Origin of the sequence: Pseudoduganella dura, assembly GCF_009727155.1 — a bacterium.
GTDB lineage: Bacteria > Pseudomonadota > Gammaproteobacteria > Burkholderiales > Burkholderiaceae_D > Rugamonas > Rugamonas dura.
In genome coordinates this window covers 6,813,443-6,839,778 of the sequence record NZ_WNWM01000002.1, presented here as the reverse complement: position 1 = coordinate 6,839,778, position 26,336 = coordinate 6,813,443, and the positions used below count along the sequence as shown (strand labels likewise).

The window sequence follows — 26,336 nt, the reverse complement described above, 5'->3', positions numbered from 1 at the left end:
CGCGCTAAGATGTCGGCCTCCCGAATTCACCCTGGATGTCGCGTCATGAAGTACCAGATCCTGATCGTCGTAGTGATCGCCGCGCTGGCGCTGACCGGTTTCCTGCTGCACGCCCGCGAGCGCAACCGGCGGATCACGCTGGGGGAATACCAGGGCCGCGACCTGATGACCGATAACGAGCTGGAGTTCTTCGGCCGCCTGGTCCAGGCGCTGCCGCAATACTACGTGTTCCCGCAGGTGGCCATGACGGCGCTGCTCGAAGCGGCGAGCCGCGACGAGGCGCGGCGCAATACCGACCGGCTGCGCATCGCCCAGCAGCGCATCGACTATGTGGTGTGCGACAAGCGCTGCAATGTGGTCGCCGTGGTCGAGCTGGACGACCGGACGCATTCGCGTGCCAAGGACGCGGTGCGGGACGAGCGGCTGGAGCAGGCGGGGATTCGCACGCTGCGGTTCGAATCGCGGGCGAAGCCGTCGCTGCGGGAGATCAAGGCGGCGCTGGCGGAGGTTGCGGGCGAGTAGCGCCATGGCGCGTCGCGCCGCCCGCGTCGATGCGGTGCGCAACGCCGCCGGCGTTGCAGCGCAGCTTATTCGTCGAACTCTTCCGCCAGGTTCTTCCAGCCGCGGCTCTTGGCGAACACCGAGAATTCCTCGGGCGCTTCCAGCACGATCAGCTTGCTTTCCTGCAGGCCGGGGTCGCTCAGGCCGAAATCTGGGCCCTTGTAGCCGAGCGAACGCAGGCGCTCGACGATTCCCTTGAGCAGCACGCTGTCCTTGTGGCCGCCATCGAGCGGCTTGGCGAAGTCGACATAGACGTCGATGATGCCGTAGCCTTCGTCGAAGATGCGGATGGCTTTCACGTCGAGCTTGCGCCCGCCGCTGTCGGCGGCCTGGAACGGGCCGGAGAGTTCAATGTCGGTATCGGTAGTCATGGGCGAAGCATAGCAGTTGCGGCGGGAGGATGGCGCATTCGTCGCGGCCCGGCTGGCGGCCGGCGGTATCAACCTTGACGGTCGTGGCTGGCCGGAGGGCCTGCCGGTCCTTGCGCCGCGTCGGCCGGCATATCGCCAGAGCGGGCAGCACATCGTTGACGGTCGTCCGTCACGTCGCGGGCGACCACGTAGACCAGGCCATTGTGCGGCACCGCGGTCCACGACAGCGGGTACGGGATTCGATTGGCTATGACAAGCGCCTGACGCTGACGAAGCACTGCTCGGCAGTGCTGACGCGAGCATCCAAGGGCTGATGGGCGCGGTGCTGATCGCAGGTGGAGCCGCCGCCGCGGGCCTGATTTGGCACATGCACGCGGTGTCGAGCGCCCGCGCCCAGGGCGACAAAGCCGGCTATGCCAGGGCGGTCGCTGCCGGCAAGGCGCAGCTCGATGCCGAGCGTGCCCGCAATCGCACCACCGAGCGCAACCTGCGCACGAAACTCGCCACGGCCGACGCCGCCGCGGCCATAAAGCAGCAAACCTATGTCGAAAATGTCTCTGCTGCTCAGCGCCGTGTGCGCCCTGGCGCCGGCGCCTGACGCATCCGGAGCTGCAATTGTGCGAGAGGTGGCTGGCGATATTCTCGGCCTCGCCGCAGATACAGGGCCAGTCCTGCGGAAGTACCAGCGTGTGGTCGAGCGATTCGAAGCCTGCTGCGCGATGAACAATGGCGCCGAGCCGGCGCCGGAGAAGTAGACCTATGCCTTGCGGCGGCGCGCTGCGAATCCTAGTAACCCCAAGCCAGCAAGCAACATCGCGTAGGTATTCGATTCTGGGACTTGGCTCGCAACGGTAAGATACGATGAAAATTCGAAAGTGCCAACTGCGGTTTCACTTCTGTTATTGTCCAACAAAAGGTTCCAAGTTTCGCTCAAATTTTCGCTGGTACCCGTTGCGCCGCCGTAGCCTAGTCGACTATCCAATCCTTCCGAACTGGCCCCGAGAAACTGCGAGTTGGCATAAAGCGACGCGCCAGCATAAACGCTTGCCCTCGCATAATCGCCAAAAGTTGCGAGGTCCGTCCGAGTCGACAAGCTCGCGTTCGTGGATATCTTGACTTGAGTGTTTCCACTAAGATAAAACTGGTTTGAACCGGTAATAAAGGTGCCAGCGCTATTCATAAAGTTCGTGCCATCGCCAACTACAGCGCTGCTCCACAACGCAGCTGGGATAACAAAATCGCGGCCAGTGATCATTGCGATCGCCGATTCCCCTGGCACGTTCAGGGAAGCGAAAGCTCCGCTAAAGCCATCGCCATTGTTTTGGGCATGATTCCCATATGATGTCCATACCTCGGCGTGTCGATGGTTAGTATTTTGGTATAGGAATGTAAGGCTCGGCGTAATGCCGTCGTTTAGATCTGTGTCGATCAGCTCGTAGGAAATTGAGCTGAGCGTCGCCTGTGCCTGACTGGCCGCTTGAGTGCTTGCAGAGGCAAAGGCGAATGCGCCAAGTAAGGCTGCAGTGAGAGTGCTTTTCATTATATTTGCTCCATTTCGTATTTAGCAGTCAACAGATTTTTCTAGGGTATCTTACATCGAAGTCCTTTACCCTCTCCAATTGTCACGGATCGAAAATAAACTTTCGGCAACATTACTGAAACCCTTTTGCTGTTTAAAAATCTGGAGCAAGCTCGTATTTGAGGCCGATCAAGATTCGCTGATGCCGTGCGTGTAACATTCTAACCGGGAGGTGCCATGGAAGATAACGAACGACTCTTTATCAAGCAGAGCGGCAACGCATTGCAAGGCCCAAGATCCCCAGGCCACCGAGCAGCATCCCATAGGTAGCCGGCTCTGGAACGGCCGATACCGAGTACGTTGTCTCTAACGTCCAGAAGTTATGCTCTGTGGTGACCCCGGCTTCTTCGGTGTAATAGCGGTAGCCGCCGAACACATCGTAAGAGTGGCCAGTCGGAGAGGATACGTCTTTGTAATCATGTGCGAGAAATTCTGGCGCGCTTTCGGGGGTATAGGAGAAGCTTTCTACGCACTTCTCCCTGCTGGCGCACAGGCTATCAACGAAGTTGATCTCGCCGAAAGAAAATTGCGTCAGCTCCTGTAGCTCGATCGAACCGTTCGCATTCAAGTCTTCGTAAGTTACGTGCAGCACCTGCTTGAGGTCAGGCACAAAGAGCCCAAGGCCGTTTGCGTTATAGCTCAGGAATCCTGTGTAGGTAACGTACAGTTCTTGAGGCGCTGCGAGAGCGAAGGTCGGCGCAAGCAGCGCGGCCAGCAGGAGGCGTTTCATAATATTCCAGTAAGTGGATTGTCATAAGTGCAATCGAATCTTAGCATCAGCTAATCGCCGCCGGGTAATCAAAATGGTACTGCCGTAGCGCACTGATATACTGTTGTTTTGTACAGTACTTGTCAGAGGCGCGAATGTTCGGCACCAGTCATTCCATGGGCAGCCCGCCCACGACCGAGCGTCTCCTGGCCATCCCTGTTGCCGTGATTCTTCTACGCCGCGACGGCCAGCGCATCACTGGGACGAGTTCAAGGCTGCAGTGCCGTTGATCGGGCGCCTGCTGCTGGGGCCTACGGGTCGCCACCAAGGCGGCACCGGCTCTACGCGGATGGCCGACCTGATGAAGCCTGGCGCGCTGGAATTGGGCTCTGTTTGCAAGCCACTCTTCAACCCCGTTGTCGAACAGGCCGACCAGCGTGGCTTTGTCCTTAGTGGCTACGAAATCCAGTCGACAGTGGAAGGGCAGAAGACAAAGCGAGAGCAGGTTTGGCTGGTGCGGCCACTGACTGCGGCAAATCCATCTTCATACTGACTCAAGCTGCCGATTGCGCTGTCCAAGGTGTACGGCTACTGAGCCGAGCTCTTCGACTTTTGCCATCAGGGATCATAACGATTGACTTGCACTAATCTGTTTATTAAGCGCCTGCGAGAACGTCGCTGAAATACGCTGCCTGAGTAGCATATCTTCCACCGAATTCCCATAGGTCTCAACAGTAACAATATATTTGTTTATTGAAAATAAGTCCGAAGTGTGGCCTGGAGCATCATAAAGTATTACGGTAGCAATAGTACGCTTATCACGCGTGCGTTTTGCAAGCTGCTGCTTATGCGCCTCGATAAATGTACGTGCTTCCGCTTGGAGCTGTTGAGACAACTCGATGGGGTTCTTTCCCTTATATAAATTAAAGCCCTCGTTAGCAAGCTTACTTATAGAAAGCACTAAGATTCCGCGAGCTGCTTTTGCGGAGTTTGCTGTAGAGTATCTTTTTTTGAGCTGCTCAAAGCCATGCTTTATTCGCTTCTCAGCCTTGTTGGCAGATTTGAGGCGTTTGCACTCGATAAATAACTCACGTTCATGAAATAGAACCCTGACATCCGCCTCGCCACCGAAGTCGACGCTAGATCCTGTAGCAGCAAACGCACCAGCGGTCGATAACTCCAAGCTAAAGTTGCGGCCGCTCGCATTATCTGATTCGTCTGTAGCAAACAGGTCATTACCTTTCACAGCAAGTTTTAATCGCTCAATAACTTTTTCGTTACTGTGTTCTTTAAGGCTGTTATAGAGCCAAATTAATTCCTCGCTTTCGAAGGCTGCATTTATCCATACATGACCATTTTTTTCATGGTAAGCGTCTAAAGAATTATTCGCTCGTGCCTCATTTAGTTCCCTTAGGATTTTTAGATACCTACCAACACGAGTGTTGGAAACTTGCACGCCATTTCTTTTTAGCCATTCGCAGGCCTCAGTCAAGCGCTTTTGTATTCCGGTGAAACTACTTAGTCCTGTAATATCAGTTTCGTTTGTTGAGACTATCTTAAGCATGATCGAGATCACTGTCGAGGTGGATGTTTGGAATTGGCCGAAGATCAGGCTACGATAGCTAATGAGTTCCTTGCAGTGTATAGCAAGGTAGTTAACTATATAGATGATGCACTCAGCAGTCGTGGAATGCAAACTGGACTTTTACCTTCTAAGCTGCTCAGCCTTTGACGCGGATCAACCTGCGCCAGTGGCGCCCGCCAACCATTCGCGTGGGAGGGCACATGGAAGAAAATGAACGGATGTCGATCGAAGAGGCTGGCGACGCGCTGCGAGACCTTGCCGACGAGCTGGAAACGACCCACTCGCCACCGTTCACGGCGTGCGTTTTGGACGAGCACTGGGAGGCGATCGAGCGGGCGCTCGGCAGGATGGTGAACGGTTCGAGGGATGAGGCCTAGCGATCCCGGGGAGCATCCGCCGCGGTGATTTATGACACAATTCCGCATGCCTCAGAAAGAGGCATTTAACATTATGGCGGAAAAGAGTCAGGATTGCGGAAAAACGTTCAAGCGTTTTGATAGTGGTCACTTCGCTTGAAACCCGCATGTAGACTGGTGCCCCGGGCCGGAATCGAACCGGCACGCCCTTGCAGGCAACGGATTTTAAGTCCGGTGTGTCTACCAATTTCACCACCGGGGCACAGCCCGGCATTATGACATGTCCGCACGCTAACTTCCAGAGCCCCCGTGCATGTCCCGAGGAGCCTTCGATCCCGCCACCCCGAACTTCCGCCACCCGCCCCATTGGTGTAGCATGCTGGACGGCACGCCAACGGCGTGCCGCTTGCTTTTTCAAGGAACACCGCCAATGCAAATCCAGATTAACGACAGTCTGCGCGCCTATATCGAGCCGCTGACCGAGGCCGAGCACGATGCGCTCGAGCGCAGCCTGCTGGCCGAAGGGTGCCGCGATGCGCTCGTGCTGTGGAACGACGTGCTCGTCGACGGCCATAACCGCTATGCCATCTGCCAGAAACACGGCATTCCCTTCAAGGTCGTGCAGAACGAACGCTTCGGCAGCATGGAAGACGTGATGTTGTGGATGATCGACAACCACCTGGGCCGCCGCAGCGTGTCCGACTTCCAGCGCGGCGTGCTCGCGCTGCGCAAGAAGGATATCCTGGCCAAGCGGCTGGAAGCCGACGCCGCGCGCATCAGGGCGGAAGATGCGGCCATCGCGCCGCCCGACTCCGATGCCGAAGCGGCCGCGCCGAAGGTGCGCACGTCGCGCGAGGACATCGCGCGCGCCGCGCGCCTGTCCAGCAATACCATCTCGCAGATCGAGAAGATCCAGAAGACGGCCACGCCGGAACTGGTGGAAGCCGTGCGCACCGGCACGATCTCGATCAACGCCGCGGCCACCGTGGCGTCGCTGCCGGCGGAAGACCAGGTCAGCGCCGTCGCCGGCGGCAAGAAATCGCTGCAGCAGGCCGCGAAGGAAGTGCGCGACCAGCGCGCCGCATCCCGCCCGGCCAAGCCGGCGAAGCCGGCCCCGTGGGAGGATGGTGGCGAGACACCATCGCAGCCGGGCCAGCCGCTGACGGAAGTCGAGCACCTGCGCGCGGAAGTGGCCGAGCTGAAGGCAAAGAATGCCGCGCTGCGTGCCGAGAATGCCGGGCTGCGCGACCGGATCGAACAGCTGGTCGACGCATCGTAGTCCGCTGCATCGTGGAGCGGCCCATGACGGGCCGGTCTTTATCTTCGACCTTTTATATATGTAACCGCAACACGCCGCATCCCGCATCACCCAATCCACCGCCATGAAGGGTCCTGAAATGCCGAGAACCGCCGTCGCAATTGCCTGCCTCCTTCCGATCGCTGCGCTGGCGGCTCCCGCCGGGCCGGCGGCCACGAAGCTCGATGCCGCCGAGGTGCTGCGCCTGCAGGCGCAGGCCAAGCGCGTGACGATCCTGCGCGACAGGTGGGGCATCCCGCACGTGTACGGCAAGACGGATGCGGATGCGGTCTTCGGCATGCTGTTCGCGCAGGCGGAAGACGATTTCCGGCGGGTGGAGCGCAATTTCATCACCGCGCTGGGCCGCACGGCCGAGGTGGACGGCGAAAAGGCGCTGTATGAAGACCTGCGGATGAAGCTGTTCATCCGTCCCGAAGGGCTCAAGGCGCAGTACAAGGCCAGCCCGGCATGGCTGAAGGGGCTGATGAACGCCTGGGCCGATGGCCTGAACTGGTACCTGCACACGCACCCGCAGGTGCGGCCGCAACTGATCGCGCGCTTCGAGCCGTGGATGGCGCTGAGCTTCTCGGAAGGCAGCATCGGCGGCGACATCGAGGAAGTGGACGTGCCGGCGCTGCACCGTTTTTACGCGGATATCCCGGTGCTGGCCGCCGCGCCTCTGCAGGAATCCCCGTCGGCGTCCGGTCGCGGCGGCCTGGACAAGGAGCCGGGCGGCTCGAACGGCTTCGCCATCGCGCCGAAGATCAGCAGCAGCGGCAACGCGCTCCTGATGATCAATCCGCACACGTCGTTCTACTTCCGGCCCGAGATCCACGTGGTCAGCGAGGCGGGGCTCAATGCCTACGGCGCCGTCACGTGGGGCCAGTTCTTCGTCTACCAGGGGTTCAACGACCGGCTGGGCTGGATGCACACGTCCGGCGGCGGCGACGTCATCGACGAGTTCCTGGAAACCGTCGTCAGGAAGGACGGCAAGTACTGGTACCAGTACGGCAAGGAACTGCGCCAGGTGAAGGAGGTGGAGATCACCCTGCCGTTCAAGGTCATCGGCGGCATGGCGGAAAAGAAGGTCACCGCCTATTTCACGCACCATGGCCCGGTGGTGCGGCGCGAGGGCGACAAGTGGGTGTCCGTGGCGCTGATGAACGAGCCGCTGAAGGCGCTGCAGCAGTCGTACCTGCGCACCAAGGCGCGCGACTACAAGGCGTTCTGGAAGGCGATGGCGCTGCGCACCAATTCGTCGAACAACACCGTGTATGCCGATGCGGACGGCAATATCGCCTATTTCCACGGCAATTTCATTCCGAAACGCGACCCGCGCTTCGATTACACGAAACCGGTGGACGGCAGCGATCCGGCCACCGACTGGAAGGGCCTGCACAGCGTGGAGGAAACCATCCGCCTGTTCAATCCGAAGAACGGCTGGATCCAGAACACGAACAACTGGCCCTATTCGGCGGCCGGGCAATACAGCCCGCGCAGGCAGGATTATCCCGCCTACATGTCGATGAACCCGGAAAACCCGCGCGGCATCCACGCCGTGCGCGTGCTGGAAAACAAAAACGATTTCACGCTGGAATCGCTGATCGCGGCGGCCTACGACAGCCGCCTGACGGCGTTCGAGCCGCTGCTGCCGCTGCTGGTGCAGGCCTACGATGAAACCCCGGCAAGCTCGCTGCAAAAGGCCGGCCTGGCGGGCCAGGTCGCCGAGCTGCGCGACTGGGACATGCGCTATTCACTGACGTCGGTGCCCACGTCGCTGGGCATCTACTGGCTGCAGGACCTGGTGAAGACCCATGGACCGGCGGCGAAGGAGGAGGGCATGCCGGTGCTCGAATATGCCGAGAAGCGCCTCACGCCGGTGCAGCGGCTGGAGGCGCTGTCGCGCGCGTCGGCAAGATTGGAGAGCGCGTTCGGCACGTGGCGCACGCCATGGGGCGAGATCAACCGGTTCCAGCGGCTCACTGGCGACATCGTGCAGCCGTTCGACGACAGCAAGCCCAGCATCCCGGTGCCCTATGCCTCCGGCAACTGGGGCGCGCTGGCGGCGTACGGCATGACGTCGCCGCAAACCACGAAGCGCATCTACGGCGACCGGGGCAACAGCTTCGTGGCCGCCGTCGAGTTCGGGCCGAAGATCCGCGCGAAAAGCATCCTGGCCGGCGGGCAGAGCGGCGATCCGGCGTCGCCGCACTTCAGCGACCAGGCGGAGATGTATGCGCGCGGCGAGTTCAAGGACGTGCTGTTCTACAAGGAAGACGTGCTGAAGCAGCTGGAGCGGCAGTACCATCCAGGGCTGTGATTCAGGGCTGTGATTCAGGGCTGTGATTCCGGGCCGTGATTCCGGGGCTGTAGTGCGCACGCCAGTGTCTCGTTTGCGCAAAAGCGGCTGACGCCGCCGGCCATCGGGCGGGCGGCGCGGGCGTAGAATGGCCTCACCAGCACGGTGGAGGAGGCCATGTCCACAACCCCCGAAGAAATTGGTCCAACCCGCGGGCCGCCACCCGGGCCGCCACCCGACCCTGCGCCGGGCGATGGCGAAAGGGTGCGGCTCGAGGAATTCATTTTCGTGCGCGAGCTGTACGAAGTCTTCCTGCTGCTCGACCATATCTCCGGCCGCTGGGACAAGGACCTGCGCGCCGAAACCGGGGCCGACCCGGCGCTGATCATCGGCACCATCTGCGAAATCGGGCTTGCCCCCGCCACCGACCCCGTGCTGCGCCTGACGCAGGCCGTGGCCCTGATGCGCGCGAAGGACATGCTGAACGCCGTGGCGCGCCCGGCGACCGGGCTCACCGTGGCGTTCACGATCCTCGTCGTTGGCGAGGAAGACCGGCGCAAGAAGTTGAACAAGGTACGCCGCCTGCTGTGCGACCTGTTCAGGCGCAGCGGCGAGGAAGCGCCGCCGGCGGTACTGGCGCAGCGACGGCAGGGCGGGGAACTGTGGGACAAGCCCACGCGCGTCACGCTGGCCCGTTACGCCTACCCGGGCCTGATCGGCGTGGCCATCAACTTCAACCGGCGCATGCTGTGGCTCGTGCTGTTCCTGCTGTCGTCCCTGGCGTTCACCTGCGTGCTGTCGTGGCACGTGGCGGCGGGGAACGTGATCCTCGGCCACCTCGATGTGGTGCGCCGGCACACGAGCGAACTGCGCGCGGAGATCTCCACCGCCGAACTGAAATACACGGCCGACGAGCGCGCGCGGCTGATGGCGGCCGATGCCACCGGCAGGCTGGCGCGCGATCCGGAACCGGTGCGCTTCTGCACGCTGGCGGACCCGGACAAAACGCCGCGCTACCGCACCACGGAGGAATACCAGTACTGCTCCCGCGCCGAGGCACTGCGCGAGGAGCGCCGCGCAGTGCGGATGAACCTGCGCGAGTGGCTGGCCCCGTGGCGGGCGTTCTACGGCGCGTTCTACCGCTTCGAGCCGCCGCCCACGCAGGACCCGGAAGAGCTGAACGTGCGCCGCCGCGGCACCGAGGAAATGGCCCGGATCGTCACCCTGGTGGTGGGCACGTCGCTGCTGCCGCTGGCCTACGGCGTGCTGGGCGCGGGCGCTGCCGTGCTGCGCCGGTTGTGGGAACGCATGCGGGAAAGCCTGCTGTCGCCGCGCGACTCGACGCTGGCGCTGCTGCAGCTGGCGCTGGGCGGCACCATCGGCGCCTGCATCGGCCTGTTCATCAACCCTTCCGGCGCGGCGCCCGGCGAATCGAAAGGCCTGCTCGATGCGTGGGCGCTGTCCGGGTCGGCGCTGTCGTTCATCGCCGGCTTCGGCGTCGAAGGCGTGTTCCGCGCGCTGGAAAATTTCGTCCAGCGCGTGTTCGGCAAGGACGAAGCGCGGCGGCCGGATTAGCGGGGCACCCGATCGGCCGCGCGGGAACGCGGGCCGGGCCGGCCGCTCAGATCGCGGCCAGCGCGCCGGCCAGGTCCCTGCGCAGGTCGCCCACGTCCTCGATGCCCACGGAAAGGCGCACCAGGCCGTCGCCGATCCCCAGTTGCGCGCGCTGAGCGGCCGGGATCGTCGCATGCGTCATCAGCGCCGGGTGTTCGATCAGGCTTTCCACGCCGCCCAGGCTTTCGGCCAGCGCGAACACTTCGCAGCGCTCCAGGAAACGCCGCGCGCCGGCCAGGTCGGTGGCCAGGTCGATCGAGATGATGCCGCCGAAGCCTTCCATCTGGCGCCGCGCCAGTTCGTGCTGCGGGTGCGTTTCAAGGCCGGGGTAGAACACCTTGCGCACCTTCGGCTGTTCGTGCAGCCACTGCGCCAGTTCGAGCGCGCTGGCGCAGTAGCGTTCCAGGCGGATCGCCAGCGTCTTCACGCCGCGCAGGGCCAGGAAGCTGTCGAACGGACCGAGGATCGCGCCCACGGAATTCTGCAGGAAGCCGAGCTGCTCGCGCCATGCGGCCTGCCGCTCCTCGCCGGCCACGACGGCGATGCCGCCGATGATGTCCGAGTGGCCGTTCAGGTACTTGGTGGCCGAGTGCACGACGATGTCGAAGCCATGTTCCAGCGGGCGCTGCACGATCGGGCTGGCGAACGTGTTGTCCGCCACGGCGATGATGCCGCGCTCGCGGCAGATGCGGGCGATGGCCGCCAGGTCGGCCAGCTTGAGCATCGGATTGGTCGGGGTTTCCACCCACACCATCTTCGTTTCCGGGCGCAGCGCGGCGAGCAGGTTTTCCGGGTCGGTCAGGTCGGCATACGTGAATTCGTGGCCGGCGCTGCGGCGGCGCACCCGCTCGAACAGGCGGTAGCTGCCGCCGTACATGTCGTCGCCGGCCACGATGTGCGAGCCGGCGTCGAGCAGTTCGAGCACCGTGGAGATCGCCGCCAGGCCGGAGGCGAACGCGTAGCCTTGCGCGCCGCCTTCCAGGTCGGCCACGCAGCGCTCGAACGCCCAGCGCGTGGGGTTGTGCGAGCGGCCGTAGTCCAGGCCCTTGTGCACGCCGGGGCTTTGCTGCACGAAGGTCGACGTGGCATAGATCGGCGGCATGATCGCGCCGGTCGACGGATCGGGGTACTGGCCGGCGTGGATCACGCGCGTGGCCAGGTGCTGCCGGTCCGGCCGGTCGCCGCCGTGCTGTTCGTTTTGCTGCCGGGTTTGCTGTTCTTGATTGGTCTCGGTCACGATAGCGTCCTGCGCAGGTGGTTGAGAAGGTCGTAGCGGGTGATCATGCCGTAGAACTGGCGGTCGTCGGCCACCACGGCGGTCAGGCCGCGGTCGAGCGTGCCGCGCAGCGATTGCACGCTGTCGCCGGGGTGCAGCGTTTCCAGCCGGGTCGTCATCGTGTCGCCCACCCGGCCGGCGAATTCCTGCGCGTGATCGCTCAGCTTCAGCAGCAGATCCGACTCGTCGATGATGCCCGCCAGGGTGCCGTTCTCGATCACGGGGAGCTGCGCCAGGTCGGCCGCGCGCATGCGGTTGAACGCCACCAGCAGCGTGTCCGACGGCGCCACGCTGACCACCTCGCCGGCATCGTAGCGGCGGCCGATCAGGTCGCGCAAATCGCCGGTGGGCGCCCGTTCGATCAGGCCCTGGTCGAACATCCAGCCGTCGTTGTACATTTTCGACAGGTAGCGGGTCCCCGTGTCGCAGACGAAGGTCGCCACGCGTTTCGGCGCCGTCTGCTCGCGGCAGTATTTCAGGGCCGCGGCCAGCAGCGTGCCGGTCGACGAGCCGCCGATGATGCCTTCGGCCCGCACCAGTTCGCGCGCGCTGTCGAAGCTTTCCCGGTCGGTGATCGTGTACGCGTGCTTCACGCGCGAAAAGTCGGCGATCGACGGCACGAAATCCTCGCCGATGCCTTCCACCGCCCACGAGCCGCTGGTCGGCGGCACCCTGGCGGTGCGCAGGAACTCGGTGAGGATCGAGCCTTTCGGGTCGGCCAGCACGAATTCCAGCTGCGGATTGGCCCTGGCGAAATACCGCGACAGGCCGGTCAGCGTGCCCGACGACCCCACGCCCACCACGATCGCATCGAGCTGCTGGCCCGCCTGCTGCCAGATTTCCGGGCCGGTGGTGGTTTCGTGCGCCAGCGGATTGGCGGGATTGTTGAACTGGTCGGCATAGAACGCGCCGGGGATGTCGGCGGCGATGCGGGCGGCCATGTCCTGGTAATACTCGGGGTGGCCCTTGCCGACATCGGAGCGGGTGATGTGGATCTCGGCGCCCAGGGCTTTCAGGTGCAATACCTTTTCGGTGGCCATCTTGTCCGGCACCACCAGCACTACCCGGTAGTTCTTGATGCGGCCGACGAGCGCGAGGCCGAGGCCCGTATTGCCGGCGGTGGCTTCGATGATCGTGCCGCCCGGCCGCAGCCGGCCATCGCGCTCGGCGGCCTCGATCATCGACAGCGCGATGCGGTCCTTGATCGAGCCGCCCGGGTTCTGGGATTCGAGTTTCAGGAACAGCTGGCAAGGGCCGGTATCGAGGCGGGTCACTTCGACCAGCGGGGTGTTGCCGATCAGGCCATACAGCGCGGCCACGGGAGAGCGTTCCAGCGTGCTTGGCATACTGTCTCCTTGCGCGGGGCCGGTCGTGGCGGCGCCGCAAGATCGTTGCAGTGGATGATGCGACGAGGACGGTGCCATGCCAGTATGCGCCGATTCGCAGCCCGGTGCCAGCGGCAGGGAGCGTTGGAACGACCGGGAAGCCGGCCCGGCCGCCGCCGGACCGGAAACCGGATTCTTGGACACCGGTACCGCCGCGGGGCGCGTTCAGCACGCGGCGGTCCGGTGCCCAGGCGTTGCGCGGCGCTGCCGGCAAGCTGCAACTCGGCCGGCAACTCAGCCGGCATTTCAGCTCACCACACCGAAGCCCGCGAAGTACTTCTTGAACGTATTGATTTCCATCGCAAATATCCCGTCCGTGTCGCGCAGCGTGATCGGCCGCCACCAGCTCACGTCGTAGGCGTGGACGGTGGCGTCGAGCGAACCGACGGTGGCTTCGGTGTTGCCCCAGGGGTTGCGCAGCAGGATGTAGCGCCGGCAGTTCCGGTAGGCCCAGCCCAGCACCGTGTAGCAGTGCGACCCGACGACGTTGGCGTCGCTGTAGTCCACATGGTCGGGCGAGGCCGCGCCGGAACTGTAGGTCCAGGCGGTCATCGGCCGGAACGTGCGGTAGCTGAGGCAGTTGCTGCGCAAAATGGTCCATAGCTGTTCGGCCGTCCGGCTCGCCGTGTCGAAGTACGCCCGGTTGCCGCCCGTCAGCTGTGCGGTTGCCCACACGCAATCTCCCCAACCCGTGGAGGTGATGTCCGGGTGGTCCGTGGTGGTTCCCGTCTTGAGCTTTGCGAACGCCTTTTCGTAGATTGCCGGCCACGCTTCGCCATCCTCGCTGGAGCGGGCATAGATGAAGCCGCCCGAACCCGTCCTGGGCACGGTTTCGCTCACTTCGATCTCGCGGTCCAGGCCCTGTCCGTCGGGCTTGTGGAAGGTAACGCGGTCGAAGAACTCGTTCTGCCCGAGGCCCGTGGCGCGCGTCTGGTGCGCGATCCGGTAGGGCTGCGACCAGGCGACGGCCGACAGGGCCGCGATGTAGTAGCAGTTGGCCACCGCGCCCTGCACCGGATCGAACAGCTCCGCAGTCTCGTTGAAGAAGCGCCCGGCGTCCTGCCAGCTGCCGCCCGGCGGTGTCCAGTCCTGCGAATTGCCCCGTTCCAGCGCGGGATCGTGGCTGATCACGCGCACCAGGGCGGGAACATAGTTGCGCGCCATGCGCAGGATGCGCACCGCCGGCGGCACGTCCAGCGTGAGATGCAGTTTGCTGATGGTGCTCCAGTCGATGCAGCGAACGCCGAGTTCGTCCAGCGTATTCAGGTTGAGCGCCGTGGCGACCGCCTTCAGCGTGACGAGCCCGCCGAGCTCGCCGACCGGCGGGTTTTCCAGGTCGTCGTGGGCGGGCGGGCGCTCCACGTCCAGCAGCGGCGAACGCTGCGCCTTCATGCTGCCGTCTTCCTGCATTGCTCCGCCGATGTAGAGCGGGCCGCCGAATTGCGGATCGAACAGTTCCGCGTAAGGCATGTCGAGGATCTGCTCCAGCAGGGCGGGCTTGTCGTCGACCCGGCGCCAGTCGATGCGCCGGCCCGACATGACTTCGGCGAGCGCGTACGGGTTGATGGCGCAGCCAGGGGCCGCCGCCCCCTTGGGCGGCTCGGTCGATGCGGGGCCTGTGGCGGCCGTCACGGACGGATGATCTGCTTTCTGGTCGGTTTGCATGGTGCCTCCTTCAAATAGTCACGGATCGGCCCGCGGACTGCCGGCGCATGTCGACCGTGGCTAACTTGTGCAATCGATATCGGCCGCTTCGCACCCCAGTCGGTGGGAGAAACGAGTCTATGCCCAAAAAAAAGGCGAAGTGTCTGGTTCTATGGCGCAAAGTGTCTCGGTTTGTCACCGGTTGCAAATTAGCGGCAGCTCAGGCTCCGTCAATCGCGGCGGCGCCGGCCGCTATGCTGCGTGCAGTGCAAGCACGGGCCCCGGGAATGTGCGCTGCCCGCAATGGCCTCCGCCGGCGGGCGCTGCTTTATAATCCCGCATTCAAATCATTCAGCAGGTCAGCAGTGGCAAAACTTTATTTCCGGTACTCCGCAATGAACGCGGGCAAATCGACAGCGATGTTGCAGGTCGCGCATAACTACGAAGAGCAGGGCCAGGCCGTGCGGCTGTTCACGGCGGCGATCGACGACCGTTTCGGCGTGGGCAGGATCACGTCCCGCCTCGGCTTGCAGCGCGAAGTGGACACCTATGACGCGGCCACCAATTTCCTCACCATCGACCGGGCCGCCTGCGTGCTCGTCGACGAGGCGCAGTTCCTCACCGTGCAGCAGGTGCAGCAGCTGCACCAGCTGGCACAGGTGAAGGGCGTTCCGGTGATCTGCTACGGCCTGCGGACCGATTTCCGCGGCGAGCCGTTCCCCGGCTCGGTCTACCTGCTGGCGCTGGCCGATTCGATCGAGGAACTGAAGAACATCTGCACGTGCGGCAAGAAGGCGACGATGAACATCCGGGTCGACGAACATGGCAACCGCATCCGCGAGGGTGCGCAGATATCCATCGGCGGCAACGAGCGTTACCGGCAGGCGTGCGGGCGGTGTTTTTATTCGGCCGGCCATTGACCGGTTGATAACCCGATACTGGATGGCGAAGCGATCTTGATCTATTCGCGTGCCGGATTTACAAGTATTTGCAATCCGGTCATCCATATCTGAATTCCGGTGGAAACTTTAATCCGTACTTAAGCGTAGGTGGCGAATCGTCGCGCGCTCTCCTGTAGAATAAGCCGAAAGCGGGCTGGAATAGTCGTGTCCGCCCGCGAATCGTCATTTTAGAATCTGGAGTATGCCGATGAAGAAGCAAATGCTGCTGGCCGCGATATCGCTGGCTATCCTGTCCGCCTACGGTCACGCCGCCCCCGCCGACAAGGCCGCCACCGAGCAGTTGAAGCCGGCTGCCCAGCAGACGCAGGCTGCGCTGTGGGCGTCGCGCGTGCTGTCGCGCTATCACTACAAGGCGCAGCCGCTCGACGATGCGATGTCGGAAAAGATCTACGACCGCTACTTCAAGTCGCTGGATGCGGAAAAGCTGTTCTTCGTGCAGGCCGACCTGGATAAATACGCCGGTGCCAAGGCCCGGCTCGACGATGCGATCGTCGGCGAAAACCTGCAGATGCCGTTCGACATCTACAATCTCTACCAGCAGCGTTTCAACGAGCGCATCGCCTATGCCCGCGAGCTGCTGAAGACCAAGCCCGATTTCACGCTGGACGAAAGCTACCAGTACGATCGCGAAAAGGCCGAATGGACCAGGAGCGAGGCGGAAGTGAAGGAGTTGTGGCGCAAGCGTGTCAAGAACGACTGGCTGCGCCTGAAACTGGCCGGCAAGGACGACAAGGCGATCCGCGAGACGCTGGACAAGCGCTACGAGAACTACCTGGGCCGCTCGCGCAAGCTCAACAGCGAGGATGTGTTCCAGATCTTCATGAACGCGTATGCGATGTCGATCGAGCCGCACACCAATTACCTGGGCCCGCGCGCTTCCGACAATTTCGATATCCAGATGCGCCTGTCGCTGGAAGGCATCGGCGCGGTGCTGCAGACGCGTGACGAATACACGGTGATCCGCGAGATCGTCACCGGCAGCCCGGCCGGCATGTCCGGCAAGCTGAAGGTGGGCGACCGGATCGTCGGCGTGGCGCAGGGCGACAATGGCGCGATCACCGATGTGCTGGGCTGGCGCATCGACGACGTGGTGCAGCAGATCCGCGGGCCGAAGGATTCCAAGGTGCGCCTGCAGGTGCTGCCCGGCGATGCCGGCCCGGATGCCAAGCCGGTCATGATCGCGCTCACACGCAAGAAGATCAGCATGGAAGAGCAGTCGGCCAAGAAAACGATCATGGAAGTGAAGGATGGCACGGTAAAACGCCGCATCGGCGTGATCTCGCTGCCCACCTTCTACCAGGACTTCGAGGCGCGCCGCCGCGGCGACAAGGATTACAAGAGCGCTACGCGCGACGTGGCCCGCCTGCTGGCCGAACTGAAGAAGGACAAGGTCGACAACGTGCTGATCGACCTGCGCAACAACGGCGGCGGTTCGCTGACCGAGGCGGTCGAACTGACGGGCTTGTTCATCGACAAGGGCCCGGTGGTGCAGCAGCGCAGCGCCGAAGGCCGTGTCGAGGTGGAGAACGATACCCTGCCGGGCCTGGCCTGGGACGGTCCGATCGGCGTGCTGATCAACCGTGGGTCGGCGTCGGCGTCCGAGATCTTCGCCGCCGCCGTGCAGGATTACGGCCGCGGCATCGTCATCGGCGAACCGAGCTTCGGCAAGGGCACGGTGCAGACGCTGATCAGCCTGGACCGCTTCGCGCAGGACAAGGACAAGGCCCGCCTCGGCGAGCTGAAGATGACGGTGGCGCAATTCTTCCGCATCAACGGCGGCACCACGCAACTGCGCGGCGTCACGCCGGACATCAAGCTGCCGCAGCTGTCCGATGCCGAGAACTTCGGCGAGTCGAGCTACGACAACGCGCTGCCGTACACGGTGATCAAGCCTGCCGTCTACATCCCGGCCGGCGAAGTAAAGGATATCGTGCCGCTGCTGACGAAGAAGCACGAGGCGCGGGTGGCGAAGGACAAGGACTTCCAGTTCCTGGTGGACGACGTCAACTACGTGAAAAAGCAGCGCAAGGAAAACCTGATCTCGCTGAACGAGAAGGACCGTCGCAAGGAGCGCGACGAGCAGGAAGCGCGTGCCAAGCAGCGCGACGCCCGGCTGGCCGCCGCGCCGTCCGCGGACGATCCGATCCTGGTCCCCGACCCGACGGCCAAGAATGCGATCACGCCCAAGCCGGCCGGCGCCAAGCAGGCCAAGCAGGCCGCCGCCTCGATGAAGGGCGTCAGCCGCACCGACGATGGCCTGCAGGGCGACGAACGGTCGCTGGCGGCCGAACTGGAAGCGGAAAAGGCCGCCAAGAACGCCAAGGATGTGCTGCTGCTCGAAGCGGTGCACATCATGTCGGATGAAGTGAGCCTGCTGAAAACCGACACCCGTCTTGCATCGCGCGTGCTGCCGTACGCCGAACGTTGATCATCCTCAGCAGGGATGAACTGGGGGGCCCCGACCGGGCTCCCCTTTTTTTTGTCCATACCTGATGCAATAACCCGGCGATACCTCCGGTGATCGCCCCGGCGATAACCCGATGGCGCCGCCGCATTGCTCAGATCGGTGACTATTTATAGTTATGAGGCTCAGCAATAACCAGTATCACGACAAACGCGTTGCACGCGATGGCGCGGTGCAGCATAATTGACCTGTCTCCTCTATTCTCCTCCAAGGAAATAGACTTCAGCCCGCCAGCTTGGCGGGCTTTTTTTTTGCAAAAACTTTACATCAGCGGAACTGGTACTTGAGATATTGCTCAGAGATCGTAAGTGTCCTGCAACCAGTTTCCTGAAACCGGGGTCTGACCCCAGTTTTTTGCAATCTTTCCAGAAACCGGGGTCTGACCCCGGTTCGAAGAAACATTGCCGGGAAGGCAATCGTGCGCCGCATGTCGGTTTTTTTGCGTGTAGTCGGGTTTCAGAAGCCTGGGTCTCCAGGCGGAAAGGACTCCCATGCAAGCAGTCAGGCCGGCGGTGGCGATCGGGCCCGCCATCGTCGTCAACGGCGTCGAGCAGGCGATGGACGTGGACGTGCGCACCACGCTGCTCGACTACCTGCGCGATCACCTGCACCTCACCGGCACCAAGTTGGGCTGCGATCACGGCCAGTGCGGCGCCTGCACGGTACATGTCAACGGCCGCCGCATCAATGCCTGCCTGGCGCTGGCGATGGCCCACCAGGGCGACGAGGTGACCACCATCGAGGGCCTCGGCGCGCCGGAGCGGCTGCACCCGATGCAGGCCGCGTTCGTGCAGCACGACGGCTACCAGTGCGGCTACTGCACGGCGGGGCAGATCATGTCCGCCGTGGCGCTGCTCGACGAACCATGCGGCGGGGACGATGCCGCCGTGCGCGAATGCATGAGCGGCAACCTGTGCCGTTGTGGCGCCTACGCCAATATCGTGGCGGCGATCCAGCAGGTGCGCGGGGAGGCCGGCAAATGAGGCAGTTCGAATTGCGCCGCGCGTCGAGCATCGAGGATGCGGTGCTGCTGGGCGCCTCGTCGCCGACCGCGCAGCAGGGCGCCGCCGTGCGCTACCTGGCCGGCGGCACGACCCTGCTGGACCTGATGAAGCTCGATATCGAACATCCCGCCCACGTGGTGCAGATCGGGCACCTGGGGCTGGACCGCATCGAGGCGGCGCCCGACGGCGGCCTGTCGATCGGCGCCACCGTGCGCAACAGCGACCTGGCGCACGACGAACGGGTGCGGCACGGCTATGCCGTACTGTCCGAAGCGCTGCTGTCCGGCGCTTCCGGCCAGTTGCGCAACATGGCGACGACGGCCGGCAACCTCCTGCAGCGCACCCGCTGCGTGTATTTCCGCGACACGGCGATGGCATGCAACAAGCGCGAGCCGGGGAGTGGCTGCGATGCGATGGACGGCTTCAACCGCAACCTCGCGCTGCTCGGCACCAGCGAGCACTGTATCGCCAGCAATCCGTCGGACATGAACGTGGCCCTGGTCGTGCTCGATGCCCGCATCCACATCGCCGGACTGCATGGCGGGCGGCAGGTCACGATCGCCAACTTCCACCTGCTGCCGCGCGATACGCCGCACATCGAGACGCCGCTCGTACCGGGCGACCTGGTCACGCACGTGACATTGCCGCCGCTGGCCGAAGGCACCCGCACGGGCTACCTGAAGCTGCGCGACCGCGCATCGTACGAATTCGCGCTGGCCTCGTGCGCCGTGTTGCTGCGGGTGAGCGGGGGCATCGTCGAGCAGGTCCGCATCGGCCTCGGCGGCGTGGCCACGCGGCCATGGCGCGCGGTCGTCTCCGAGCACATGCTGGCGGGCCAGCCGCTGACGCTGGCGAACGTCGAAGCCGCGGCCGCGGCCGCCCTGCGCGACGCCAGGCCGCGCGAAGGCAATGCCTTCAAGATCGAGCTGGCGCGGCGCTGCATTGTGCAGGCGATCAGGAACGTGGCCGGGGAGGCGCTGCAATGAACGGCGACATGATCGGCGCCGGCCTGCCGCGCATCGAAGGGCCGTTGAAGGTCAGCGGCCACGCCCGCTACACGGCCGATCACCATTTCCCGGACATGCTGGTGGCCGTTCCCGTGTGTGCCACCATCGCCGTCGGGACGGTGCGCCACATCGACTGCGGCGCCGCCCGGGGCATGCCCGGCGTGCACGCCATCCACACGAAGGACACGATCGGCCGCATCGCCCGCCTGCCGGAAAAAAGCAGGCTGCAGCTCGACGAGAAGGTGCCGCCGCTGCAGGACGACGAGGTGCGCTATTACGGCCAGTTCGTGGCGCTGGTGCTGGCCGATACGTTCGAGCAGGCGCGCGACGCGGCGCGCGCGGTGCGCGTGGAATACGCCGCCGGGCCGCCGGACGTGCGCATGGACATGACGCCGGACGACGCGCCCGAAGTGGTCACCGAACGCGGCGATCCCGAAGGCGCGTTCGCGCAGGCCCCGGTGCGGCTCGACGAAACCTACCGGACGCCGATCGAAACGCATAACCCGATGGAGCTGCATGCCACCGTGGCGCGCTGGGAAGGCGATCGGCTCACCGTGTACGAGACCACGCAGGCGGTGGTCAACCACCGCGGCGTGCTGGCCGCGATGCTGCAGGTGCCGGAAGAGCACGTGCGCGTCGTCGCCACGTACCTGGGCGGTGGCTTCGGCGGCAAGCTGTGGCCGTGGACGCATTCGCTGCTGGCTGCGCAGGCGGCCCGGGTGGCCGGGCGCCCCGTCAAGCTGGTGGTGACCCGTGCGATGATGTTCCGCAATGTCGGGCACCGTACCAACACGCAGCAGCGCATCCGGCTGGCCGCCCTCGATGACGGGCGGCTGCTGTCGCTGCGGCAGGATTTCATCCACCACGACTCGCGCGCCGGCGTTTCGGAGGAATCGTGCGGCGAGGCGACCGGCTACATCTACAGTGCGCCGAACCTGCGGGTGACGGGCGCGGCTTGCCGCCGCGACTTCGGCGTCAACACGGCGATGCGCGGGCCGGGCGTGGTGCCGGGCATGTATGCGGTCGAGTCGGCGATGAACGAGCTGGCCGACCGGCTTGAAATGGACCCGGTGGCGCTGCGGCTGCTGAACGACACCGCGCGCGACGAATCGAAGGACGTGCCGTTCTCGTCGCGCCACCTGAAGGAGTGCCTGGAGCTGGGCGCCGAAAAGTTCGGCTGGGCGCGCCGCGATCCCGGCATCGGCGCGATGCGCGACGGCGACACGATCCTCGGCTGGGGCATGGCCAGCGCCACCTGGCCCGGCATGCGCGGCAAGGCCCAGGTGTCGGTCGGCTTCCATGACGACGGCAAGGTGCGCGTGCGGTCGGCCACGCAGGATATCGGCACCGGTACGTACACGGTGCTGGCGCAGATGGCTGCCCATGAAACAGGTGTCGACGTGGCGCGCATCGAGGTGGAAATCGGCGACACCGACCTGCCGCCGGGGCCCGTTTCCGGCGGCTCGATGGCCACGGCATCGCTGGTGCCGGCGGTGATCATGGCGGCGCGGCACGCGATCCGGCAGTTGCTGGACGTGGCGGGCCGCGCGGCGGAAGGCGGCGAAGCTTCTTTCGACGCAGGGCGCGTGATGCCCGGCGGCCTCGCGTTCGAGGATGTGCTGCGGCGTGCCGGCGTGGAGCGGGTCGAGGGGCAGGGCGTGTCGAAGGGCAGTTCGACCGACGCGAACGCGAAGGCGCTGTCGATCCGCTCGTTCGGCGCCCATTTCGTCGAGGTGGCGTGGCAGCCGGCGATTGCCCGGCTGGCGGTGCGGCGCGTGGTCTCCGTGATCGACGGTGGCAGGATCGTCAACGCCCGCACGGCACGCAACCAGATCGAGGGCGCGGTGCACATGGGCGTGGGCATGGCGCTGTTCGAGCAGACCCATTACGACTCGCGCCACGGCGCGCCCGTGAACGGCAACCTGGCCGACTATATCGTCGTCACGCATGCCGATGCACCGGAAGTCGATGTGACGTTCCTGGATTATCCGGATACGGCGCTGAACGAGTACGGCGCGCGGGGCGTGGGAGAGATCGGGCTGGTGGGGGTGGCGCCGGCCATTACCGCCGCCGTGTACCACGCCACCGGCAGGCGGGTGCGGTCGCTGCCGGTGACGATCGAGGATCTGCTCGGTTAGCCGGAGCCCGGCCGGTCCGCCGCGACGGACCGGCCGGGCAGCGACATCACTTCGCCGTTGCGGGCTCCGATTGCCGGGCCGTACCCTCCGGCGTACCATCCGTATAGGCGGGCACGGCACGATGCTGCTTCGGCGCCGGCTTGCCCGGCAGTGGCTGCAGCGCGCGGGCCTTTTCCAGGTCGATGCCGGCCGCTTCGGCGACCCGGCGGCCGTACGTTTCGTCGCAGTGCCAGAAATGCCACACCATGCGCAGCGCAATCACTTCCGGGCACTGCCGCAGGTCGTCGCCCAGGTTCTTCACCAGTTCGTCGCGCTCCCACTCCTCGAACGTGCGCCAGCGCTCGCCCGCCTGCCGATAGTCGTCCAGCGTGCGGCTGGTCTGGTAGCGGCCCAGGTGGCCTTCGACCCACTGGCGGTATTCCCTGGCCGGTTTCGGCGCCTCCTGCAGGCCGCCCAGGCTGCTCGGCTCATAGTTGATGTGCTTGTTGGTGCCGCCATCGTCGACGGCGTACGCCATCTGGCCGTCGCGCTGGTTGGTGCGGGCGCGGGCGCCTTCCTGCGGCGCGTTGACCGGCAGCTGCAGGTAATTGGGACCCACGCGGTAGCGCTGCGTATCCGAGTACGACAGGGTCCGGCCCTGCAGCATCTTGTCGTCGGAGAAGTCGATGCCGTCGACCAGTACGCCGGTGCCGAACGCCGACTGCTCGGTTTCCGCGAACACGTTGTCCGGGTTCCTGTTCAACACCATGCGGCCTACCGGCAGCAGCGGGAACTGGTCCTCCGGCCAGCGCTTCGTGTCGTCCAGCGGGTCGAAATCGAGTTCGGGATGGTCGTCGTCGCTCATGACCTGCACGGCGAATTCCCATTCCGGATAATCGCCGCGCTCGATCGCCTCGTACAGGTCCTTCGTGGCGTGGCCCGTGTCGTGCGCCTGGATCTCGGCGGCCTGCGCCGCGGTCAGGTTGCGCACGCCCTGTTTCGGCTGCCAGTGGAACTTCACCAGGTGCGCCACGCCCTGGTCGTTCACCAGCTTGTAGGTGTTGACGCCCGAGCCTTCCATTTCACGGTAGTTGGCCGGAATGCCCCACGGGCTCTTGACCCAGGTGACCATGTGCAGCGCTTCCGGGGAATTCGACACGAAATCGTAGAACCGCCATGGCTCCTGGCGATTCGTCACCGGGTCGGGCTTGAACGCGTGGATCATGTCGGGAAACTTGATCGCGTCGCGGATGAAGAAGATCTTCAGGTTGTTGCCGACCAGGTCCCAGTTGCCATCCAGCGTTTTCAGCTTGACTGCGAAGCCGCGCGGGTCGCGCGCCGTTTCCGGCGAATCCTTGCTGCCGATCACGCTGGAGAAGCGCACGAACACGGGGGTCTGCACACCGGTTTCGTTCAGCACGCGCGCGCAGGTGTATTTCGACGCCGGTTCGCTGCCGATCGTGCCGTAGGCTTCGAAATAGCCGTGTGCGCCGGTGCCGCGCGCATGCACCACGCGCTCCGGAATCCGCTCGCGGTCGAAGTGGGTGATCTTCTCGATGAACTGGTAGTTCTCCAGCGTGGCGGGGCCGCGTTCGCCGACCGAGCGCAACGCCTGGTTGTCGCGCACGGGGTGGCCCTGGCGGGTCGTGAGAACGGGGCGTTCGCCGCCGGTTTCCGTGGAAGTGGGCTTGCTGCTCATGGCATTCCTTTCATGGCTGAATCTGGGGGAGCGGGAACATTCTAGTCGCCGCCGCCCGCGGTCGGCGCGCGGCAGGGGTTCCTGCTAAGCTTGCGCTTTCCGCAACGAACGGTAACGCACGTGAATCGAAAGCTCCTCATCGGCGCGCTGTCCGGCGCCATCCTCGTCGCCGGTGCCGGTGTCCTGTACTACACCATCGATTACGCCGCCGGCCCGACGCCCGGCCCGGCTAGAAAAGACGCCGTGGCGACAGGCGTGCTGACGCCGGCCCAGGCGCGCACCGAGCGGTTCTGGACCGCCCGCGTGACCACGCTGGCCGGCAACGGCGCGGCCGGCCCGGGCGACGGTCCGCCGGGCGGGGGCGCGTTCGCCGACCCGTTCGGCGTGGCGGTGGCCCCGCGCGGCACCATCTACGTGGCCGACGGCGGCGACAACAACCGTATCCGCACCATCGCCCCGGACGGCACGCTGGCCACGCTGGCGGGCGGGCGCGAAGGCTACGCGGACGGCAAGGGCGCGGCCGCACGGTTCCATACGCCTTCCGCGCTGGCGCTCGATCACCTGGGCAACCTGTACGTGGCCGATACGGGCAACCACGCGGTCCGCAGGGTCGCCCCGGACGGCGCCGTGACCACGCTGGCCGGCAACGGCCAGCCGGGCTTCGCGGATGGCAAGGGCGATGCCGCGCGCTTCAACGGCCCGGTAGGCATCGCGGTCGACGATGCCGGCGTGGTGTATGTCGCCGACACCTACAACGACCGTATCCGCCGCATCGCGCCGGACGGCGCGGTGACGACGGTGGCCGGCGGCGGCCGGCCCGGCGGGCAGGATGGCCCGGCCGTCGCCGCGCTGTTCGATACGCCGAGCGGCATCGCGGTCGGCGCCGACGGCACGCTGTTCGTCGCCGACACGGGCAACCACGCGGTACGGCGCATCGATGCCGGCGGCAACGTATCGACCGTCGCGAAACCGCCCGAAGGCGAACGCCGCGCGCTGTTGCGGCGGCCGGTGGGCATCGCCGCCACGCGCGACGGCTTCCTGTATGTGACGGCCGGCTCCGGCCGCGTGCTGCAGATCGGGCCGGACGGCGGCTACCAGGCCCTTGCCGACTTCGACCGCCCGGCCGAGCCGGGCTACGGCAGCGACGGCACGGTGCATCTCGCCGGTCCGCGCGGCGTGACCGTGCAGCGCGACGGCAATGTGGTCGTGGCCGAGGGGCTGGGCTTCGCGGTGGTGCGACTGGCGCCGCCGGTGGACGGGCAGCCCGCGCCGGTGCCGCGCACGCGCGCCGCCACGCCGCGCCGCGCCAAGCCGATGCCGTGGCCCGTGCTGCCGCAGGATGCGCCGCACGAGGTGGTGGGCGTGATGGGCGAGGTGCGCGGCAATTTCGAAGGCGACAGCCGCGACCACTTCCACATGGGGCTGGACGTGCGGGCCGACGTGGGCGCGCAGGTCGTGGCGGTGGCGCCGGCGAAGGTGACGGACCCGTACCCGAACTGGGGCTATGCCACGCTGAGCGAAGGCATCAGCGTGGGCACGCTGTCGTACATCCACATGAAGGTGGGCCGCGACCGGCGCGACAAGGCGCTCGACGCGCGCTTCGAGGTGCTTGCGGGCGGCCGCGGCAAGCCCGAACGGGTACGCGTGCGGCGCGGCACGCGTTTCGCGGCGGGCGACACGCTCGGCACGATCAACGGCATGGCGCACGTGCACCTGGATTACTTTCCCACCGGCGGCGTGGAAAATCCGTTGACGCTGCCGTTCGTGGGCCTGCGCGACACCGTGGCGCCGCGCATCCAGGGCATCGTGCTGCTGGCCGACGGCGGCAAGCGGCTCGGTGCGCCGCGTGAAAAAACCGGCAGGCCTGGCAGGAAAGCGCGGGAAAAAGAACAGGCGCCGCCGCGCCGCATAAAAGTGCCGCGCTCGGTGGGCGAGGTGGATATCGTCGTCGATGCGTGGGACCAGATGGACGGCAACCTGGAGCGGCGCCGGCTCGGCCTGTACAAGCTGGGTTACCAGTTGCTGCGGGAAGACGGCACGCCGGCGGCCGGCTACGAGCAGCCGCGCATCACCCAGGTGTACGACCGGTTGCCGCGCAACCCGGATGCCGTGAAGCTGGCTTACGCGGCCAGCAGCGGCATCACCGTTTACGGCAGCAAGGCCACGCACTTCGCCTATGCGCTGAACAATACGCTGCAGGGCGGACAGGCCAGCCCGGGCTCGTGGGATGTGTCGGGGATCGCGCCGGGGAACTACACGCTGCGGATCTACGCGGCGGATTTCGCGGGGAACGTGGCGGTGGAGGGGCGGGATCTGCCGATCGCCGTGGAATAGGCTGTTGGCTTGGAAAATCGGTGTCCGGCACCTTTTTCCGGGTAGATCGTCCGGGAAAAAGTGTCCGGCACCA

General features: G+C 64.9%; 20 protein-coding genes and 1 tRNA gene. 12 read left to right on the top strand and 9 right to left on the bottom strand.

The window, feature by feature from the left end:
* The first annotated feature begins 45 nt into the window (after nt 1–45).
* Nucleotides 46–522 (top strand): DUF2726 domain-containing protein, encoded by a 477-nt coding sequence (locus GJV26_RS29480; protein WP_173346306.1) that lies wholly within the window; start codon nt 46–48, stop codon nt 520–522.
* Between the two features lie 65 nt (nt 523–587).
* On the opposite strand, the gene GJV26_RS29475 is transcribed toward GJV26_RS29480, so the two are convergent.
* The gene (locus GJV26_RS29475) at nt 588–932 is read right to left on the bottom strand and encodes a hypothetical protein (RefSeq protein ID WP_155712100.1); all 345 of its coding nucleotides are present in this window, start codon (nt 930–932) and stop codon (nt 588–590) included.
* A 313-nt stretch (nt 933–1,245) separates the two neighbouring features.
* On the opposite strand from GJV26_RS29475, the gene GJV26_RS29470 reads away from it, so the two are divergent.
* Nucleotides 1,246–1,530 (top strand): hypothetical protein, encoded by a 285-nt coding sequence (locus GJV26_RS29470; protein ID WP_155712099.1) that lies wholly within the window; start codon nt 1,246–1,248, stop codon nt 1,528–1,530.
* A 159-nt stretch (nt 1,531–1,689) separates the two neighbouring features.
* Here the strand turns inward: GJV26_RS29470 and GJV26_RS30410 are convergent, their stop codons facing one another.
* From GJV26_RS30410 to GJV26_RS29455, 3 genes are all read right to left on the bottom strand, one after another.
* Nucleotides 1,690–2,472, bottom strand: a complete 783-nt coding sequence (locus GJV26_RS30410) for a PEP-CTERM sorting domain-containing protein (protein WP_229419499.1) — start codon at nt 2,470–2,472, stop codon at nt 1,690–1,692.
* A gap of 241 nt (nt 2,473–2,713) precedes the next feature.
* Entirely contained in the window at nt 2,714–3,241 is a 528-nt protein-coding gene (locus tag GJV26_RS30405) for a PEP-CTERM sorting domain-containing protein (RefSeq protein ID WP_229419498.1), read from the bottom strand.
* A 604-nt stretch (nt 3,242–3,845) separates the two neighbouring features.
* Nucleotides 3,846–4,784, bottom strand: a complete 939-nt coding sequence (locus GJV26_RS29455; RefSeq protein WP_155712098.1) for a hypothetical protein — start codon at nt 4,782–4,784, stop codon at nt 3,846–3,848.
* 221 nt (nt 4,785–5,005) lie between these two features.
* On the opposite strand from GJV26_RS29455, the gene GJV26_RS29450 reads away from it, so the two are divergent.
* Nucleotides 5,006–5,182, top strand: coding sequence for a hypothetical protein (locus GJV26_RS29450; protein WP_155712097.1), 177 nt, complete (start codon nt 5,006–5,008; stop codon nt 5,180–5,182).
* Between the two features lie 154 nt (nt 5,183–5,336).
* Here GJV26_RS29450 and GJV26_RS29445 read toward each other — a convergent pair.
* A tRNA-Leu gene (locus GJV26_RS29445) sits at nt 5,337–5,423 on the bottom strand.
* 168 nt (nt 5,424–5,591) lie between these two features.
* On the opposite strand from GJV26_RS29445, the gene GJV26_RS29440 reads away from it, so the two are divergent.
* From GJV26_RS29440 to GJV26_RS29430, 3 genes are all read left to right on the top strand, one after another.
* On the top strand, nt 5,592–6,440 hold the full coding sequence (locus GJV26_RS29440; protein ID WP_155712096.1) for a hypothetical protein: 849 nt from the start codon (nt 5,592–5,594) through the stop codon (nt 6,438–6,440).
* Between the two features lie 118 nt (nt 6,441–6,558).
* Nucleotides 6,559–8,778, top strand: coding sequence for a penicillin acylase family protein (locus GJV26_RS29435; RefSeq protein WP_155712095.1), 2,220 nt, complete (start codon nt 6,559–6,561; stop codon nt 8,776–8,778).
* Between the two features lie 156 nt (nt 8,779–8,934).
* Complete coding sequence (locus GJV26_RS29430) at nt 8,935–10,332, top strand: hypothetical protein (protein WP_155712094.1); 1,398 nt, start codon at nt 8,935–8,937, stop codon at nt 10,330–10,332.
* Nucleotides 10,333–10,378: 46 nt separating this feature from the next.
* Here the strand turns inward: GJV26_RS29430 and GJV26_RS29425 are convergent, their stop codons facing one another.
* The 3 genes from GJV26_RS29425 to GJV26_RS29415 all read right to left on the bottom strand — a co-directional run bounded on the left by GJV26_RS29425 (nt 10,379) and on the right by GJV26_RS29415 (nt 14,697).
* Entirely contained in the window at nt 10,379–11,530 is a 1,152-nt protein-coding gene (locus tag GJV26_RS29425) for a trans-sulfuration enzyme family protein (RefSeq protein WP_155712818.1), read from the bottom strand.
* 74 nt (nt 11,531–11,604) lie between these two features.
* The gene (locus GJV26_RS29420) at nt 11,605–12,993 is read right to left on the bottom strand and encodes a pyridoxal-phosphate dependent enzyme (protein WP_173346305.1); all 1,389 of its coding nucleotides are present in this window, start codon (nt 12,991–12,993) and stop codon (nt 11,605–11,607) included.
* 285 nt (nt 12,994–13,278) lie between these two features.
* Nucleotides 13,279–14,697, bottom strand: a complete 1,419-nt coding sequence (locus GJV26_RS29415; RefSeq protein ID WP_155712093.1) for a C2 family cysteine protease — start codon at nt 14,695–14,697, stop codon at nt 13,279–13,281.
* Between the two features lie 344 nt (nt 14,698–15,041).
* On the opposite strand from GJV26_RS29415, the gene GJV26_RS29410 reads away from it, so the two are divergent.
* The 5 genes from GJV26_RS29410 to GJV26_RS29390 all read left to right on the top strand — a co-directional run bounded on the left by GJV26_RS29410 (nt 15,042) and on the right by GJV26_RS29390 (nt 22,251).
* On the top strand, nt 15,042–15,596 hold the full coding sequence (locus GJV26_RS29410; RefSeq protein WP_189442182.1) for a thymidine kinase: 555 nt from the start codon (nt 15,042–15,044) through the stop codon (nt 15,594–15,596).
* A 229-nt stretch (nt 15,597–15,825) separates the two neighbouring features.
* Nucleotides 15,826–18,066, top strand: a complete 2,241-nt coding sequence (locus GJV26_RS29405; RefSeq protein ID WP_155712091.1) for a carboxy terminal-processing peptidase — start codon at nt 15,826–15,828, stop codon at nt 18,064–18,066.
* A 527-nt stretch (nt 18,067–18,593) separates the two neighbouring features.
* Nucleotides 18,594–19,085, top strand: a complete 492-nt coding sequence (locus tag GJV26_RS29400; RefSeq protein WP_155712090.1) for a (2Fe-2S)-binding protein — start codon at nt 18,594–18,596, stop codon at nt 19,083–19,085.
* The gene (locus GJV26_RS29395; protein ID WP_155712089.1) at nt 19,082–20,092 is read left to right on the top strand and encodes an FAD binding domain-containing protein; all 1,011 of its coding nucleotides are present in this window, start codon (nt 19,082–19,084) and stop codon (nt 20,090–20,092) included. Before GJV26_RS29400 ends, GJV26_RS29395 begins: the two co-directional genes overlap by 4 nt.
* Nucleotides 20,089–22,251, top strand: a complete 2,163-nt coding sequence (locus GJV26_RS29390; RefSeq protein ID WP_155712088.1) for a xanthine dehydrogenase family protein molybdopterin-binding subunit — start codon at nt 20,089–20,091, stop codon at nt 22,249–22,251. Before GJV26_RS29395 ends, GJV26_RS29390 begins: the two co-directional genes overlap by 4 nt.
* A gap of 46 nt (nt 22,252–22,297) precedes the next feature.
* On the opposite strand, the gene GJV26_RS29385 is transcribed toward GJV26_RS29390, so the two are convergent.
* Nucleotides 22,298–23,929: a catalase gene (locus tag GJV26_RS29385; RefSeq protein WP_155712087.1), complete on the bottom strand. Its 1,632-nt coding sequence runs from the start codon at nt 23,927–23,929 to the stop codon at nt 22,298–22,300.
* A 120-nt stretch (nt 23,930–24,049) separates the two neighbouring features.
* On the opposite strand from GJV26_RS29385, the gene GJV26_RS29380 reads away from it, so the two are divergent.
* Nucleotides 24,050–26,263: an NHL repeat-containing protein gene (locus GJV26_RS29380; protein WP_189442180.1), complete on the top strand. Its 2,214-nt coding sequence runs from the start codon at nt 24,050–24,052 to the stop codon at nt 26,261–26,263.
* Nucleotides 26,264–26,336 lie beyond the last annotated feature (73 nt).

Excerpts from the sequence above, each read along its gene's own strand:
- GJV26_RS29390 (WP_155712088.1), top strand. The coding sequence starts at position 20,089 with ATGAACGGCGACATGATCGGCGCCGGCCTGCCGCGCATCGAAGGGCCG.
- GJV26_RS30410 (WP_229419499.1), bottom strand. The coding sequence starts at position 2,472 with ATGAAAAGCACTCTCACTGCAGCCTTACTTGGCGCATTCGCCTTTGCC.
- GJV26_RS29455 (WP_155712098.1), bottom strand. The coding sequence starts at position 4,784 with ATGCTTAAGATAGTCTCAACAAACGAAACTGATATTACAGGACTAAGT.
- GJV26_RS29395 (WP_155712089.1), top strand. The coding sequence starts at position 19,082 with ATGAGGCAGTTCGAATTGCGCCGCGCGTCGAGCATCGAGGATGCGGTG.
- GJV26_RS29440 (WP_155712096.1), top strand. The coding sequence starts at position 5,592 with ATGCAAATCCAGATTAACGACAGTCTGCGCGCCTATATCGAGCCGCTG.
- GJV26_RS29420 (WP_173346305.1), bottom strand. The coding sequence starts at position 12,993 with ATGCCAAGCACGCTGGAACGCTCTCCCGTGGCCGCGCTGTATGGCCTG.
- GJV26_RS29475 (WP_155712100.1), bottom strand. The coding sequence starts at position 932 with ATGACTACCGATACCGACATTGAACTCTCCGGCCCGTTCCAGGCCGCC.
- GJV26_RS29430 (WP_155712094.1), top strand. The coding sequence starts at position 8,935 with ATGTCCACAACCCCCGAAGAAATTGGTCCAACCCGCGGGCCGCCACCC.
- GJV26_RS29400 (WP_155712090.1), top strand. The coding sequence starts at position 18,594 with ATGCAAGCAGTCAGGCCGGCGGTGGCGATCGGGCCCGCCATCGTCGTC.
- GJV26_RS29415 (WP_155712093.1), bottom strand. The coding sequence starts at position 14,697 with ATGCAAACCGACCAGAAAGCAGATCATCCGTCCGTGACGGCCGCCACA.
- GJV26_RS29480 (WP_173346306.1), top strand. The coding sequence starts at position 46 with ATGAAGTACCAGATCCTGATCGTCGTAGTGATCGCCGCGCTGGCGCTG.
- GJV26_RS29405 (WP_155712091.1), top strand. The coding sequence starts at position 15,826 with ATGAAGAAGCAAATGCTGCTGGCCGCGATATCGCTGGCTATCCTGTCC.
- GJV26_RS29435 (WP_155712095.1), top strand. The coding sequence starts at position 6,559 with ATGCCGAGAACCGCCGTCGCAATTGCCTGCCTCCTTCCGATCGCTGCG.
- GJV26_RS30405 (WP_229419498.1), bottom strand. The coding sequence starts at position 3,241 with ATGAAACGCCTCCTGCTGGCCGCGCTGCTTGCGCCGACCTTCGCTCTC.
- GJV26_RS29385 (WP_155712087.1), bottom strand. The coding sequence starts at position 23,929 with ATGAGCAGCAAGCCCACTTCCACGGAAACCGGCGGCGAACGCCCCGTT.
- GJV26_RS29470 (WP_155712099.1), top strand. The coding sequence starts at position 1,246 with ATGGGCGCGGTGCTGATCGCAGGTGGAGCCGCCGCCGCGGGCCTGATT.
- GJV26_RS29450 (WP_155712097.1), top strand. The coding sequence starts at position 5,006 with ATGGAAGAAAATGAACGGATGTCGATCGAAGAGGCTGGCGACGCGCTG.